This window comes from Acinetobacter minutum, assembly GCF_035916735.1.
Classification (GTDB): Bacteria; Pseudomonadota; Gammaproteobacteria; order Pseudomonadales; family Moraxellaceae; genus Acinetobacter.
Genome location: NZ_JAQIHG010000039.1, coordinates 1 through 15677 on the forward strand (window position 1 = coordinate 1; position 15677 = coordinate 15677).

The following is a 15677-nucleotide window of genomic DNA, read 5'->3' on the forward strand; positions in this document are numbered from 1 at the left end:
CTGATGGTAGTGTGGGGTTACCCATGTGAGAGTAAGTCATCGCCAGCTCATTATTCCTAAAAACCCCCTCAGAAAAACCTGAGGGGGTTTTTTCTTTGCCGGGTGAAAAATGGAAAAGATTTTACCCTCACCTAACCTCCTGATTATCATTACAACTAGAACGTGAGGGGAAATGGGTTTAAATAGGGAAGTGTATACTAACACTGAATAAATTCTTTGATTTTTGAATTTTATAAAATTAAATTCCAAGATTTATTCAAGGGTATTTTAATTGAGGCTAATATTTAATTTAAAAATTAAAAGTTAATAAAATCCCTCAAAATCTATCACGCATTTGTATGGAAAGGATACATCAAACTTATATCTACATTAATTTGTAATTATTGTCTGCTAAAAAACTATAAGTATTAATTGGTCAGGGTTTTATAATGGAAAATGTGATTTCTCATCCAATTTCATTTATCGGTGGAATTTTTCATGGTTGTTATACAGATGATATTTTGCTTCCTTCGAGTTATTCTATAACCTTGCTTGAACGCTATTATTTTCAATGGTTGACCAATCCAGTGACAGGAAAGTGCGAACCTTATTACGTTTGTAAGGATTGGGATGAAGTGAAGATTAGAGAATTATTTTATGAATGGTATGCTTGCTTAACCCGATGATATTTCATTTAACTTTAACTGTATATTCATAGATTTGTCATATATTTTTTCTAGAATAAATTCCAATAAGAAAAATTATGAAAAAATTAATAAAACTAAAAAATTAACTTAGCGATACCCACCATTTTAATGGTGGGTTTTTATTTTCATTATTTCTGCTGAGTAGACGTGTATTTCTTATAGAGATAGTGCCCTCGTTTATCTTCTTCAGTTAAAGGTTCATATTTAAATTCTTCGATGCAAATATGTTCCGGATTAGCAAGGAGGCGTTGATAAGAAAAGTGAATTTCATGAGCTCGATGCTCGGCATCAAAATAATAACTACGTGTTAGGCCTACATTTAACCCAGTTAGGCGGGTATTAAAAATATCTTCAAGGCATTGTTTGAAATCTATTTTTTCAATACTTAACTGTTCTTCACCTTCTTCCATAAAGGCATTACTGAGAATGATCCAGGTTTCGAGTAGATGTTCAGGGTGAACAATCTCTGCTTCAAGATTAATGAAATCACCTGATCGATTTTTATAACCCAATGAAATGGCCATACTTTTGTTGCTCTTGTTGTTATTTGATCTTTTAAGCTTAATGTTTTTTGGGGGAGTGTGAATAGTGCTTTTGTAGATAAAAGAGTTATTTTTTGGAAACTTATAAAATTTATGATTCCTTAAATTTAACAAAGCTCTATCTTTATCTGTCTGTTCTTTAGACAAAAAATGTGACAAGCTGAAAATTTTTAAATGTGTGCTGTTTTTAACCATGCTTTAATGACTTGCATCGTTCAGAGTTAGTTTTAGCTGTGTTTTTAAACCCTTCGATGACGGTTACACCTACAGTAGCACGTGATTATCCTGAATGGCATCGTGGTCGTGAGTGGTATGGGCTCTGGTATATTGAAATTACTCAACCAGAGCTTTTGTTGTATTTAGCACAACTGCGTCAGGAATTTACCGATGTATTATTTACTCCGAATACGCGCCAATTTCATATCAGCCTTTTTATTTGTGGTTTTTTGACAGATACGATGCCGGTATGGGACGATGATTTTTTAGAGGCACGATTAATTCAGCATGTACGCACCTTGAAACAGCAGTATCCATTACAGTTTCATTTAAAAACAGGTAAGCTGAATAGTTTTGAAACGGCTTTATTTCTAGAAGTTCATGATGCTAGCGGAACCTTACAACATTTACGGAATTTATTGGGACAGCATACAGTGGAGATTGCACCTGTAGATTATTGTCCTCATATTACCTTGGGTCTATATAATCAGGCTTGGTCGGCAGATCAGATTATTCAGCGTTTTGAAAAAATTGAGCAGCAGACTTTTGAGTTTTCAGTTGAACAACTGACTTTTGGTTATTATCAAGCTCAAAAATTGCAAGGGCATTTATACCCTCATACACAGTTCTTACTAGGTGAAAAATGTTGCAATTGATTTTGGGCGGAGCACGCTCCGGCAAAAGCAGACTGGCTGAACAGATTGCTCAGTCCAGTAGCTTACCTGTGATTTATTTGGCGACGGCACAAGCCCTCGATCAGGAAATGCAAGATCGCATTTACCATCATCAGCAGCGACGTCCTGCCTCCTGGACACTGGTCGAAGAGTGTTTATATTTGGCGGAACGCTTGCAAGAGCTTGATCGTGAGCATCAAGTTATTTTGATTGACTGTTTGACCTTATGGATGACCAATTTGCTCTGTGTCGAAGATGATCATTTACAGCTACAAGAGTGTGAAAAATTACTGACGGTACTACCAAATTTGCGCTCGCAAGTGATCTTAGTGAGTAATGAAACTGGTTTAGGGGTAGTGCCACTAGGTGAAATTAGTCGGCGTTTTGTCGATGAAAGTGGTCGTTTGCATCAGCGATTGGCCCAACTTGCAGACCGTGTAATTTTCTGTGTTGCCGGGTTACCAATGGTCTTAAAAGGAGAAATGTTATGCAATGGTGGTTAGCCCAATGTCAGCAGCCCAATCATGAATTTCGCTTGCGTGCTGAACAACGCCAGTTGCAGTTAACCAAACCTACCGGGGCCTTGAGTGAGCTAGAAACTCTTGCGATTACTCTGGCCAGTCTACAGCAAAGTGAAAAACCGAATATTGACCAGCCTTGGATTACTATTTTTGCTGGAGATCATGGGGTGATGGAGGAAAATATCTCGGCTTATCCTCAAGCGGTTACCCGACAAATGCTGCAAAACTTTGCCACAGGTGGTGCCTGTATTAGCGTAATTGCCAAAGAATACAATGCAACCTTGCAGGTGATTGATTGTGGTTCGGTGGGAGAACCTTATGATTATCAAGGAGTAGAGCGTTATTGTATTGCACCAGGCACCACAAATTTTATCCATGAAATGGCAATGACAGCCGAACAGTGTCAAGAGGCCATGCAGTTAGGTGCGCAGAGTGTAGAAAAGGCTTTATCCTCAAATGCTTCAATTTTTGTCGCCGGAGAAATGGGAATCGGGAATACTTGCTCGGCCTCAGCTTTGGCGTGTTTATTACTTAATGAGCCAGCAGAAGATTTAACTGGAGTGGGTACGGGGATTCAGCAAGAAAGATTACAGCACAAGAAGAAGGTCATCGATCAGGCGGTACAACGGCATCGAGATTTTGTCCAAGAAGATGCCTTTCGTGCCCTTTGTGCCGTAGGTGGTCTCGAAATTGCAGCAATGACCGGCGCTTATATTCGCTGTGCACAGGTCGGCTTGCCGATCGTAGTGGACGGTTTTATCAGTTCTGTTGCGGCACTCTGCGCTGTTCGGTTAAACCCAGCTGTGCGTGACTGGATGCTGTTTGGTCATCAGTCGGCTGAATATGGTCATGTGCGGATTTTAACCGAATTGCAAGCAGAGCCGTTATTAAAACTGAATCTTCGCCTAGGAGAAGGTAGTGGTGCTGGAGCTGCGCTCGGTTTAATCCGTTTAGCCTGTTCACTCCACAATAATATGGCCACTTTCGCAGAAGCCGCTGTGATTGGCCAGCAGGTTTAATGTGTTGCACTTTGATATTTTGCGGCATGGCGAGAGCGATTTAAGTCACACCTTGCGTGGACAAACCGATGATGCTTTGACTGCGTTAGGATGGAGCCAGATGCAATCCACGATAAATCGTGCGATACAATCCCCCGTGCAATGGCAAGTGATTGTGAGTTCGCCCTTGCAACGTTGCGCCCAGTTTGCTGAAACTTTGGCAGCTCAGTTACAGTTGCCGTTGATTTATCAGCCCGGTTTACAGGAAATGTTTTTTGGTGATTGGGAAGCCCAGGCCACGGCAGATATTTATGCTCATTCACCAGAACTACTCGCCAATTTTTGGCAATTTCCCACACGTTTTACTCCGCCTAATGCCGAACCGCTGGGCGATTTTCAGCAGCGGGTGATGAATGCAATAACCGAGTTTCAGACGGTACTGTTACAGCACCACTGGTCACATGCTTTAGTCATCAGTCATGGGGGCGTTATTAAGTTGCTGAAATGTTTGGCCCTGCAACAGGATTTAAATCAGCTATTGAGCCAAGAGGCTGCTTTGGCTGAGCTACATGCATTTCAGATTTCTGCCCAAGGTGAACTGATGATGGCCTAAGGTGACTAAATATGAGTGCTTTCTGGATAGCTCTGCAGTTTCTTACGATTTTCCCCGTGCAATTAAAATCTGTGCCTAGTCCATTGCAAAATGCGCGTGCATTGTTGTTTTATCCAATAATTGGTTTACTGATTGGCGGTATTTTATATGCGGTCGTGTTGCTGTTTCAGGCCCTGCCGGCGGTTCTACTGGCAACAATTTGTCTGATTCTGTGGATCTGGCTAACCGGAGGTTTACATCTCGATGGTCTGGCCGATACAGCGGATGCTTGGGTGGGCGGTTTTGGTGATAAAGACAGAACGTTAAGCATCATGAAAGATCCAAGCTGTGGACCTATTGGCGTGCTCAGCTTGATTGTGCTTTGTTTGCTGAAGTGGAGCTGTCTGTATGTCCTGATAGACGAAAATCTACACATCTATCTGCTGATGTTTCCTGTATTGGGACGTTTAGCGCCACTGTATTTATTCCTAACCGCGACCTATCTGCGCAGTAAGGGTTTGGGGACGCAGATGGCCCAATACTTGCCACGTCCTTTAGCATGGGGAATGCTATTCATTGCTCTGCTGATATGTTTATTGGGGGGGATAAAGGCTGCCTTGGCCATGGTATTTGCATCTGCAGTGCTGTGGTATTTGCAACGAAAATTTATCCAGAGAATTGGTGGAATCACGGGCGACACGATTGGTGCCAGCATTGAAATGGTTGAAGCAGTCAGTTTAAGTAGTCTGGTCATCTGCTCATTTTATCTGTGATGCTGTTCAGCTTAATAGACTAATGATGCCATGTACGAGTAATGGACCAAAGAGCACCATAAAAATACCCGATAGAACCATGCTTAAGCAGGCAATTACGCCTTCATCTCGATGGCGCAAAAAGGCTTTGCTGGTACCAAAACCGTGAGCGGCATTGCCTAGAGCGGCACCCTGAGCAAAACGGGAATTTAATCTTAATGCAATCAAGACCAGATCAGCACAGGCGACACCCAAAATGCCGGTCATCATGGTAAACAGGATGACTAGTTCAACAGATCCTCCGAGATCCTGAGTTAGCTCCATGGCAAAAGGTGTAGAAATAGAGCGAGACATTAAGCTGTAACGCGTGATCTGATCAAAATCAAACAGGTTGGCCAGGTAAAATGCGCTGACCACACCTGCAGTCATTCCTAAAATGATCCCTAAACCGATGGAAAGTACATGTTGCCGGATCACGTCACGATATTCATAAATTGGAATAGCAAACGCGACAGTAGCAGGCCCGAGTAGCCAGACGATCCACTGATTGTAATGCATATAAGTGCTATAAGAACTCTGCAGAGCGGATATTGCCAGCATGAGCAATACGGGCAACAAGATAGCTGGGGAGAACAACAGATAGGGATATTTGCGATAAAGTTTTTTGTTGAGGATATAGCCGAATAGTGTGGCGATTAAAAAGCCGAGGGCGAGTAGATTCATTTTATTGCTCTCCTAGCAAACGGGATTCAGGGCGAGCGATTTTAGCTTTGATCCAAGCCTCCATTTTAAAGCCGATAAATACAGTGTAAGCCGTAACAATCAGCACGCATAAGCTTCCCAGCAAGACCGCGAGAATCAACTGCCAACCTTGCTGAATAAAGAGTTGTTGATAATTGATCAGTCCAACCACACAGGGAACAAAAAACAGTACCAATTCACTCAGGATCAGATCGGAACCGGCCTTAATCCAGTGTAAAGGCAAGAGGCCAGTTAAGAGCAGGGTGAGCATGGAAAAGAGTCCCAGTACGCCTGCTGAAATTGGCAGATTAAAAGTTCGCTGTAACAGAAGCCCAAATGCCCAGAACAGAAACAATAAGCTGAGCTGCCCGAAGTGTTTGAAATGCTGTGTTGACTGAGAGGAGATCGGCACAGAAATAACCTGATGATCTAGAATGTTATTTTAATTTTAGAAAAATATTTATGTTAAATTATGAATAATCATAAAATGATTATGCTGAATTGGAATGTTTTTGTGGATTTAAAAAGCCTGAAAATCTTCGTAGAGATTGTCCGTTGTCAAAGCTTTAGCCTGGCAGCAGAACAGTTATGCTTAACTCAACCTACGGTGAGCAAAGCAATTCGCCAGTTAGAAGAAGAGTTGGGCACTGCACTGTTCAACAAAGGTCAAGCCGGTCGTAAGCGCGAGGTCGGTCTAACCTATAGTGGTCAGCAGATTTATCAACATGCTTTAGCCATGCTGGAAAATGAAAAGAAAATTTATATTACCTTAGACGAAATCCGTCAGGTGCAAAAAGGGAAACTGGCATTGGGTTTGCCGCCTCTAGGTTCTGTTCTCTTGAGTTCACTGATTGCGTTATTTCATCGGCAGTATCCGGAAATTGAGCTGAGCTTTCTTGAAGTGGGTGCGAATGGCATTGAAGAAGCATTACTCAATCGGCAGATTGATGTCGGGATTTTGCTGGGACAATTAGATTCAAAATTTTCAGGTATTCAGATTCTCGATTCACCCTTGTGTGTGCTGTCTCATCAGCAGTCGTATTTACAGCATCGTGAGGCAGTTGGATTAAGGGAGCTCGAACATGAATCTTTTTTGCTGTATGCCGATACCTTTACCTTAAATCAAATGATTTTACAGGCTGCACAGCAAGTGGGTTTTGAACCCAAAGTCTTATGCAAAAGTAGTCAGTGGGATTTTATTGCCAAAATGGTGGAGGCCGGTATGGGCATTGCCTTACTGCCGGAAGTTTATTGCAAGCGACTAGACGCTAAAAGCTTTAATATGACGCGTCTGATTGAACCTAACTTAAACTGGACTTTGAATATGGCTTGGTATAATCAAAGCCCGATGAGTCCGGCGACGCGAGCTTGGCTTAAGATTATCGAGCAGCATCAACAGTTGATTCATTTCTAGAAGATCCACCGCTTTAAAAATTTTTAATAAGTAATCAATCGTTATCAATGAACTCCGGCTTCCTTTTAAGAATGCTGCCGCTGGCATGTTGCCAGAAGTCTAGTCATTTATCATCTTTAGATTGTTAGCAATCGATAGTATTTGCATAAAAATACAAACCTTTACACTCACTTATAACTTATTAGTCATTAAAAATTGTCACAATTGGTACATAATTGTGATATAAATCAAACAAAATTAACAAAAAGATAATGGTTAGATATGTGTTTGTATGAAAAGCGGAAAGCTTCTCCTTTTTCTGCGGGGTTTACGTTGATTGAAATGATGGTGGTAGTGGCCATCATCGCAATTCTGGCAGCCATCGTGTTGCCGAATTACAGTCAATATATAGCAAAAGGGCATCGTACTGATGCTCAAGCGGCAATGTTAAATTTGGCTCAGTATCTGTAAAGTCAATATAACGCCAGTTTTAATTATCCAGCCAGCAATACGATTCCGACTTCATTAACTGCCCCGAGCAATGTCAGTTCCTATTACACGCTCAGTGTTGATACCTCGAATAATCAGAAATTTACCATTACTGCTACACCGACCAGTAAGCAGAATGACAGTTGTGGAACCCTCAGCATAACTGAGGAAGGCAAAAAAACTCCAACCACCGCAGGGTGCTGGAAATGAACAAGTCACTTACAGGATTTACACTGTTTGAGTTAATTGTCACTGTTGCCATTCTAGCTATTGTGGCAACACTCGCAGTTCCGTCAATGAACAACTGGCAGCAAAATAGCAAAATCCGATCAGCAAGTAATGAAATTACCCATTTTTTACAGTTGGTGCGTAGCGATGCGATTAAAACGGGGCGAATCACGACAATTTGTGCCAGTCAAGATGGTGCGACATGTGTTACGACCAATCTAACTAACTGGAATACAGGGCTAATTGCACGAAGTACGAGTTTGAGCGCATCAACGGAAGAAGTCCGTGCTGCACTCAGCTTTGACAACTCTCAGTTAAATATTACCGGACCTGCGAGCATTGTGTTCAATACCGTGGGTGCAGCAAATGATCGTTATCAGATTCAGGTCTCCATGCTTGACCGAGAAACATATTCTGTCTGTGTGCCTGTCTCAGGGTGTGTAGAAAAAGTACTCGGGAGTACTTGCCCATGAAGATCAATGTTTCACAGCGTGGCTTTACTTTACTTGAAGCTTTAATTGCCATGTTTCTGACAGCCGGGGCTTTATTAGGTTTGGGAGTTCTTCATCTTAAATCTGTACAGCAAAGCCAGCTCGCAACTCAGCGAACGATTGCCAATATACAAGCGAATGACCTGATCGACCGGATGTGGGCAAATCTTTGTTCTCTCTCAACGCAAAAAACTACTGTGATCAGTAGTTGGCAAAATGACTGGAATTCCACCACCACAAATGGTCTGTCGACTAACCAGAAAGCTATGCATCAGATGATGAACGGCTGGCAGGGTACAGTCACTGAAATTGATACCACTCGTCAGCGTTTTCAGGTGGTGATTACATGGACTAATGCGAAAGCAGCTTGGTATAGAGATACGACCAATACCACCGCTAATCAGCAAAGTTTTAGCTATCAGTTTACTTTGCCTAAATGTGCATCTTAAAACCTTCTGAGATTTGATCCATGAAAAAAATATCATCTTTCAAACATGCTCAGGCAGGCGTTACCCTGGTTGAACTGATGGTCGGTATGACGATTGGTTTGGTGGTGACCGGTGGGGCAATGAGTATTTTGTTTACTAACCAGAAAATGATGTTAGATAAGGAAGTGGCAGACCGAACACAAGAAGGTCTTCGATTTGCTGCTGCAACTATCACGCGTTTGGTGCGTCAAGCTGATTCTTTCTCGGCACCAACTACGAATAGTGAGTTGGTGATTAATTTTGACCGATCCCAGCGTGACTGTTTGGGACAAAGTGACCATTCAACCACGAATACACTGAAACTCGATAATAATCATCAGCTGGTCTGTATTTTGGACAATGATGCAACTAAAAGCTATGTTTTGGCTAAGGATATCGGGAGCTTACAGTTCTCTTATGGTATTCAACAAACAGGTACAGTCACTTATAGTCCGTTTTTTAATAGTAGCTCAGCGGTAAATGCCAGTGTGCAGAATATTCTGAGTAATATTACCAGTATCCAGACACAAATCAGTCTCATCCAACAAGGTAACACACAACAGCCCACCTTAACTTTTATTGCTACATCGCATCAAAGAGCAGGGGTTGGAAGTTTATCCAGTGGAGGAACTCCAAGTAATAATTCTGTTAATAATAGCAACAATAGTTCAGCTGGTAATACGGGGTCAGGAGGTACGACTGCTGGGTCAGGTGGAAATACAGGCTCTAACGGTGGATCAAATGGTTCAACGAACAACACAGGGACCACAGGTGGAAATGTGACGACACCAACTTTAGAGCAGATTCTGGCTTTGCTGTATGTTGAGAATAAAAAAGATGACACAGTGGTGAAAGAGTGGGCATGGAGCGATATAAGTGGACAAACCACGAAGATTGTTAAAAATACTGGTATTGAAATAGGTCTCCGACAGAATACATATAATTTTTCAGGTTGGTCACTTTCCAGCACCCTCAATAGCAGTAATCAGCCTCTACAGGATATTACCAGTTCAGCACCCGCATCCTTTGCAGCTCCAAATGGTAACAATCAGACTTTTAGTATTTATTTAAAGTACAACAATGAAACTCAAAGCAAAAGCACGATTACTTTTGAGACGACCAACTAAAGCAGAGGGCAAGCGATGAAAAAACAACAAGGTTTTGTATTGGTTTTCACTGTAGTTTTGCTCTCTGTTGCAGCGATGATGGGGCTGTATGCCATGCGCAGTACAGTCATGCAGGACAAAATGACCGCAAATTTAAATAATAAAACGATTACCACCAATGCTGCGGAAGATGGGGCTGCTGTTTTTTATGATTGGGCAAAAAATCGGTTTGTTAACAATGGTTGGCCAACTTCTAACTCGGATAAGGCGGGATGGAAGAGTGTAATTCCCTATAGTTCTACGGGAAATCTAACCGTAAATTCTGGCTCCAATGGCTATTACTGGATCAACCCTACAGCAAATATCGTGGGTTGTGCAGTTGCAAATACCAATCCTTGCTGGGATGAAACCAATAAACAAGTGATTGCGCTTATTAGCGGGAATCTGGTTAAAACGAATGGGACTAGTACCGTGATTTTGGGTGAGAGTATTTATAAAATTCGGATCGCGGCACCCGGTGGACTCAAGCTTCCTCAACTACCTGCGCCTTTAACCTTGGCGGGCAATGTAAGCAATTTTACAGCGGGTAACAGTAATCAATTTAAAATTCAGGGGGGAGACCGTTTAGCGATTGCCACACTGGATTCAGCCTCTGCCACGATGGTGAAAAATGCAATTCCGAATAACCGTGCCGATGCAGCACATTACGGGGGAACTTGCACAACTGCACCTTGTATTTCAGCTACTGACTTGGGCATGTGGGGTAACCCTAATGAAGTGATGCAGTATGTGAGCAGCATTGAAAGCAATTCAGAGGTAAAAGTCTACACCGGTAATTTTTCAGGCTCGTTACCCTGCTCTGGAATTATCATCGTCAAGGGGGATTTTGATGTTAACGGTAACATTGCTGGCTCTGGTTGTGGAAATACGTTTACCGGGGCGATTATTGTATTAGGCGGAAGTATGGATGTCAGTGGCGGGGGAGCTTTAGATATCCGCGGTGCAGTTTATGTTGCTGATATTATTCCAGATTCTGCTAATCCAGGAAATTATAAATTCGGCAATAATTCTACCGGTTTCAAAGGTGGTGGTAACATGACCATTACATATGATGGTTCCTATTTTGGTACTTCGAGTGATATAAACGGCGGTGGTTTGGCAACCAGTACTCGAATTTTAGCTTGGAGTGATGTCCTTTAGCCTAGAATTGAGTTACTTCAAATAAAAAATGACTTTATAACATCAAACCTGTAAGCAGCTGAGCCTACAGGTTTTTTATAGTACGTTATCAACGAATGGTCACACTGGAGCTTTTCGAACAAATTGATATGACATGATGAATCTCGATTAATCAGAAATTCATTCAATTCTTTTAGGTTATTTTCTATGATTGAGGAACTCTATTCTGTCCATTTAAATTTTCTATCTGTTTAGCAGTTGCATAAGTTGCTACTTATGCCATATTAAAACTATTCATATTCTTTGCATCTTTATAAGAGGGATAACAATCATGGCAAACAAAAAAGTAAAACCAGCGGATATCGATATTGGTATTTCTAAAGAAGATCGGGCGCAGATCGTACAAGGTTTATCACAGCTTTTGGCAGATAGTTATACCTTATACTTGATGACACATAACTTTCACTGGAATGTAACCGGTCCACAATTTAATAGCCTGCATAATATGTTTATGGATCAGTACACGGAACAGTGGAATGCACTGGATATTATTGCCGAGCGTATCCGTGCCTTAGGTTTTCCAGCTCCGGGCACCTATAAAGAATTTGTAAAATTGGCTTCTATTAAAGAAGTAGAAGGTGTACCTAAAGCTCCCGAGATGATTCGTCATCTAGTGAATGCGCAAGAGGCCACTGCTCGTACCGCACGTCGACTGTTTCCGATTGTAGATGCGGCAAATGATCAACCGACCGCAGATGTACTTACCCAACGTATCGAGATCCATGAAAAAACAGCATGGATGTTAAGAAGTTTGTTGGAAGAGTAATTTTTGATTTAAAAAGAAAAAGTCTATTTGATATAGACTTTTTCTTTTTTTGTTCAGGGCATATTAAAAATTAGTATTCATAATCACTGTTAATCGACCATTCCTGTGGCTTGCCATAGGCAATCTGTCCATTAAACAATAAATCACCACCTTGACCACCCATCATTGCATCTGTCGGGCAGAAGCCATCATTACAGTTCGCATCCACTACCCAACCCCCACGAATGAATAAAATTTCATAACCATCTTGCTGTAACTGTTGTTGCACTCGGCTCAATGCTTCATGCAAATCATTGGCACCTACGTACACGTTGAAGTTGGTGAAAGTGGAGGCAGGAGTTTGATTGTCCGCTGTTTCGGCGGATTGACCGGTTTTGCGTAATTCCACACCGATACAAAAAAGATGATTTTTCATCGTACACTCCTTGTTGTTTTCAGTTTAATCATTTTCAATTTATGGTTTGTTTCTATTGAATCTATATGGTTTTACACACGATCACAAGCGTCATCTAAAGCCAAACGCCTGATTTAAGCTCGATAAAACTGAAGAAATCAATAACCTAGCCAAAAGTCTTATTATGGTTGTGCCAATCAGATTCAAATCGTTCTTTTGAAGGTTAAGAATTAAGTGAATGTTTCACTTCAATCAATAATTTTATAAAAAACAATAGTGTGATTTAAATCACAAAAATACTTGAGCGAATAAGTAGAGTATCTTTTTGCTCAAAGTTCTAACTTAGGTATTTTTTCCAACTTAAATGGTATTTTACAAAGTCGACCTTTTTACTCGATTATATGTTTTAGGTATGATGCAAAAGCTGGAACAAGGATGATCATGAAAAAGCATATCGGATTGATGTTGACAATGGTAGCTGCTAGCCCGTTGGCTATGGCTGATTGGGTGGATAACGCCGTGCAAAATACGGAAAAAGACACGATCCAACTTTATCAACGAATTCACCAAAACCCTGAACTGGGCAACATGGAGTTTAAAACTTCACAGCTCGTTCAACAAGAATTGCAAAGTTATGGCATTGAAGTGAAAACTGGTTTTGCCAAAACAGGTGTGATTGGCATACTCAAAGGCACAAAACCAGGTCCAGTGATGGCTTTGCGTGCCGACATGGATGCTTTGCCGATGGAAGAAAAAAGTGGCTTGCCATTTGCCAGTAAAGTACGTGCTATTTATCAGGGTTCAGAGACAGCCGTCGCGCATGCCTGTGGACATGATGCGCATACTGCCATGTTGTTAAGCGCTGCAAAAGTACTCGCAAAAAACCGTGACAAAATTAACGGTACTGTGGTTTTCATCTTCCAGCCTGCTGAAGAAGGTGGGGCGGATATTGACAACTTTAAACAAGGTGATCAGGTTGGCTCACGTAAACTGATTGCTGACGGTGCATTGAAAAATCCTAAACCTGAAGTCATTTTTGGTCTACATGTAATGGCGGGTATGCCGAGCGGCCATTTGTACTATAAGAGTGGTGCGGCTTTAAACAGCGCAGACAGCATTCGTATTACATTGAATGGTCAGCAGGTTCACGGATCTATGCCATGGAATGGTCGTGATGCGATTGTTGCCGCAGCACAAATCATTAACAATATGCAGACCATGGTCAGCCGCCGTGCAGATCTAAGTAAAGGCATGGGGGTCGTGAGTATCGGTCAGATTCAGGCTGGCACCAGCGGTAATATCATCCCAGAAAAAGTATCAATGATTGGTACGTTGCGTTCAAATCATGAAGATATCCGCAATAGCATGCAGAAGCATTTGCCGCACATGATTGAAAGCACAGCTGACGCGAATGAAGTGAAAGCTCAAGTGGAGATTTCCCCATATGCGCCAGTAACCATGAATGATAAGACCTTAACCGAGTTGATTGCTCCTGCATTACAGAAAGCGGCTGGGTCAGGTAAAGCTCATGTTTTAGAAAAGAACCTTAGCCCAAGTGAAGATTTTGCTTACTATGGTAAATTGATGCCATCATTGTTCGTTTTCTTGGGAGCAACTCCTGAGCAACAGGATATGTCAACAGCAGCACCGAACCATAATCCAAAATTTGTGGTAGATCAAAACGCGCTTAAAACAGGTGTTAAATCCCATGTTCAGTTTGTTTTAGATTATCCGAATATTGCCTCGAAGGTTCAGCAAGCATGGAAACCTAATTAATTTTTGCATGACTTTTGACTCCAGAGAGAAAGCCTATCTTCAATGATAGGCTTTTTAGTTTATGGCCCTATGTTGTTTAAATTTAGGTCATCGATCCGTACACACGAAAGTAAACATAGTATTAGACTCACTCATTTTTTAGGATAAACGCGCTTGAACCTTTAAAATGAGATTAAATAAGCGACCAATTTATGCGGCACACCTCGTTTTTCTAAAATAAAATGATAAATGCATCACAAAAATTTGTAAAAGTGTTGTTTGTTTGTTATTATTAAGGCCTCAAAAAGATATCTAACCTTTTTGAGCGTTCTTTATAGCCTGCTATTTCCCCAAATAGCAGGTTTTTTTTATGGAGAGAATTTTAAAAATATTGACCTGACCTTCCTGTAAAAAATAAATGAAAAATTCAGATCAAAGTGTTAAAAAATTAGAATAAATTTAGTAAAATGTGACTTGTATCACATTATATTTATAATGATTTTAAGGAAACATAGTATGGAAAAGCTCTGGGTAATGATCGGAAGTTTATTGATTATTGGCAGTTTGATTTTTCTAGTCTTGGGGATTTCTCAATCTGAGAATTTTTTCATTGGCATTGGTCTATTAACATTACTTGCTTCCTATTTTACCTATAGTGGATTTGTCAAAAGTCTTTAAGGTAGGATGCATAGATCAGTTATTTCGCCTGTCTATTTGATCAGCTATCATCTGAATCCTGAGCTTTCTTGTGTGGAGATTCTACTAAAAAATCAGTCTATTCATGTTTTCTCCTGATAAGTTTTTAGCGTGGCATAAATTTCTTTTAAAAAGTAATGATCTGAGTGATATTTAATCTACTTATAAGAGGTAGCTTAAAATAACCGGACTCCTAAAAATATAGCCGATCTTGTCTTATTTTAATGATTGGTTGAAATTCTTTATTTTTTAATTAGATGGTTTTCTTATTGTTTTCATTAGATTTATTTAGGGAGAAGAACAAAAAATAAGTGAATAGATGTAAGTTTCTAGCAAAAATAGGTATTTTTACTGAACATTACTCAAAGTTAACCAGTTGAGATATTCTATTACATGCTTTTAACGCAAGTATTATCTTACCTGCTTGTAATTTAAATTATAATATTAATATAAATCAATTGTTTGTATCTGGAAATCCCATTTTTCTTTTTGGTTTTACCCCCATACTTTCTCTTTAATAATTACTCTTATACCTATAAAACGAACAGGCTTCCAGCAAATTTTCAGGTAGTTTTATGCAAATTTGCACTGTCATTAGGTCTTCAAATGCTTATTCTAAGAATGATCTTGAGTCTTATCCTGTTTATGAGTGGATTGGCCCTGTTAGTTCTAGGAACTGGACAACAAGATGCTTTTTATCGGTTTATTGGAGTTTGTTTGCTGGTATCTTCTTATCTATTTTATCGGAATCTGCTGTATTCGGCTTGAGCTGGTAATCCCCCCTAAAAATAAAAGGATGTAAAAGTAGAATTTTCTCTTAAAGTGTAGGCAGGAGATTCTGCATGAAAACATCTAAATTTACTGACAGTCAGATCATGTCCATCTTGAAGCAGGCGGAATCTGGCACACCTGTAGCCGCCCTTTGTCGTGA

At 40.6% G+C, this 15677-nt stretch carries 18 protein-coding genes and 1 pseudogene; 15 read left to right on the forward strand and 4 right to left on the reverse strand.

Features of this window, described 5'->3' with window-relative positions:
• The first annotated feature begins 428 nt into the window (after positions 1–428).
• The gene (locus tag PAE54_RS11405) at positions 429–665 is read left to right on the forward strand and encodes a hypothetical protein (protein ID WP_326519524.1); all 237 of its coding nucleotides are present in this window, start codon (positions 429–431) and stop codon (positions 663–665) included.
• A 149-nt stretch (positions 666–814) separates the two neighbouring features.
• Here PAE54_RS11405 and PAE54_RS11410 read toward each other — a convergent pair whose 3' ends face one another.
• The gene (locus PAE54_RS11410) at positions 815–1210 is read right to left on the reverse strand and encodes a hypothetical protein (RefSeq protein WP_273776737.1); all 396 of its coding nucleotides are present in this window, start codon (positions 1208–1210) and stop codon (positions 815–817) included.
• A 251-nt stretch (positions 1211–1461) separates the two neighbouring features.
• On the opposite strand from PAE54_RS11410, the gene PAE54_RS11415 reads away from it, so the two are divergent.
• The 5 genes from PAE54_RS11415 to PAE54_RS11435 are packed head-to-tail and all read left to right on the forward strand — an operon-like array spanning position 1462 to position 5002.
• A complete protein-coding gene (locus tag PAE54_RS11415; RefSeq protein WP_442784403.1) occupies positions 1462–2100 on the forward strand; it encodes a 2'-5' RNA ligase family protein in 639 nt (212 codons plus the stop codon).
• Complete coding sequence (gene cobU / locus PAE54_RS11420; RefSeq protein ID WP_326519526.1) at positions 2088–2621, forward strand: bifunctional adenosylcobinamide kinase/adenosylcobinamide-phosphate guanylyltransferase; 534 nt, start codon at positions 2088–2090, stop codon at positions 2619–2621. Before PAE54_RS11415 ends, cobU begins: the two co-directional genes overlap by 13 nt.
• A complete protein-coding gene (gene cobT / locus PAE54_RS11425) occupies positions 2606–3658 on the forward strand; it encodes a nicotinate-nucleotide--dimethylbenzimidazole phosphoribosyltransferase (protein ID WP_326519527.1) in 1053 nt (350 codons plus the stop codon). Before cobU ends, cobT begins: the two co-directional genes overlap by 16 nt.
• A gap of 1 nt (position 3659) precedes the next feature.
• A complete protein-coding gene (locus tag PAE54_RS11430) occupies positions 3660–4250 on the forward strand; it encodes a histidine phosphatase family protein (RefSeq protein WP_326519528.1) in 591 nt (196 codons plus the stop codon).
• An 11-nt stretch (positions 4251–4261) separates the two neighbouring features.
• On the forward strand, positions 4262–5002 hold the full coding sequence (locus tag PAE54_RS11435) for an adenosylcobinamide-GDP ribazoletransferase (protein ID WP_326519529.1): 741 nt from the start codon (positions 4262–4264) through the stop codon (positions 5000–5002).
• Between the two features lie 6 nt (positions 5003–5008).
• Here PAE54_RS11435 and PAE54_RS11440 read toward each other — a convergent pair whose 3' ends face one another.
• Both PAE54_RS11440 and PAE54_RS11445 read right to left on the reverse strand, forming a co-directional pair.
• Positions 5009–5704: an LrgB family protein gene (locus PAE54_RS11440; RefSeq protein ID WP_326519530.1), complete on the reverse strand. Its 696-nt coding sequence runs from the start codon at positions 5702–5704 to the stop codon at positions 5009–5011.
• Position 5705: 1 nt separating this feature from the next.
• The gene (locus tag PAE54_RS11445) at positions 5706–6128 is read right to left on the reverse strand and encodes a CidA/LrgA family protein (RefSeq protein ID WP_326519538.1); all 423 of its coding nucleotides are present in this window, start codon (positions 6126–6128) and stop codon (positions 5706–5708) included.
• A gap of 108 nt (positions 6129–6236) precedes the next feature.
• Between PAE54_RS11445 and PAE54_RS11450 the strand changes: the two genes are divergently transcribed.
• The 8 genes and pseudogenes from PAE54_RS11450 (at position 6237) to PAE54_RS11485 (ending at position 11901) form a co-directional block, all read left to right on the forward strand.
• Positions 6237–7136, forward strand: a complete 900-nt coding sequence (locus tag PAE54_RS11450) for a LysR substrate-binding domain-containing protein (protein WP_326519539.1) — start codon at positions 6237–6239, stop codon at positions 7134–7136.
• A 261-nt stretch (positions 7137–7397) separates the two neighbouring features.
• The gene (locus PAE54_RS11455; protein ID WP_326519531.1) at positions 7398–7586 is read left to right on the forward strand and encodes a prepilin-type N-terminal cleavage/methylation domain-containing protein; all 189 of its coding nucleotides are present in this window, start codon (positions 7398–7400) and stop codon (positions 7584–7586) included.
• Positions 7587–7604: 18 nt separating this feature from the next.
• Positions 7605–7814, forward strand: a pseudogene (locus PAE54_RS11460) (type IV pilin protein); the annotation flags it as partial.
• Entirely contained in the window at positions 7811–8305 is a 495-nt protein-coding gene (locus PAE54_RS11465) for a GspH/FimT family pseudopilin (RefSeq protein WP_326519532.1), read from the forward strand. The pseudogene PAE54_RS11460 and the gene PAE54_RS11465, both read left to right, overlap by 4 nt.
• Positions 8302–8772: a type IV pilus modification protein PilV gene (gene pilV / locus PAE54_RS11470; protein ID WP_326519533.1), complete on the forward strand. Its 471-nt coding sequence runs from the start codon at positions 8302–8304 to the stop codon at positions 8770–8772. The genes PAE54_RS11465 and pilV overlap by 4 nt, the downstream gene beginning before the upstream one ends.
• A gap of 20 nt (positions 8773–8792) precedes the next feature.
• Positions 8793–9917: a PilW family protein gene (locus PAE54_RS11475; protein ID WP_326519534.1), complete on the forward strand. Its 1125-nt coding sequence runs from the start codon at positions 8793–8795 to the stop codon at positions 9915–9917.
• Positions 9918–9932: 15 nt separating this feature from the next.
• The gene (locus PAE54_RS11480; RefSeq protein ID WP_326519535.1) at positions 9933–11096 is read left to right on the forward strand and encodes a pilus assembly PilX family protein; all 1164 of its coding nucleotides are present in this window, start codon (positions 9933–9935) and stop codon (positions 11094–11096) included.
• A gap of 310 nt (positions 11097–11406) precedes the next feature.
• Complete coding sequence (locus PAE54_RS11485; protein ID WP_273779378.1) at positions 11407–11901, forward strand: Dps family protein; 495 nt, start codon at positions 11407–11409, stop codon at positions 11899–11901.
• Positions 11902–11971: 70 nt separating this feature from the next.
• On the opposite strand, the gene PAE54_RS11490 is transcribed toward PAE54_RS11485, so the two are convergent.
• Positions 11972–12316, reverse strand: coding sequence for a hypothetical protein (locus tag PAE54_RS11490; RefSeq protein ID WP_326519536.1), 345 nt, complete (start codon positions 12314–12316; stop codon positions 11972–11974).
• Between the two features lie 420 nt (positions 12317–12736).
• On the opposite strand from PAE54_RS11490, the gene PAE54_RS11495 reads away from it, so the two are divergent.
• Positions 12737–14071: an amidohydrolase gene (locus tag PAE54_RS11495; protein WP_326519537.1), complete on the forward strand. Its 1335-nt coding sequence runs from the start codon at positions 12737–12739 to the stop codon at positions 14069–14071.
• Positions 14072–15677: the final 1606 nt, after the last annotated feature.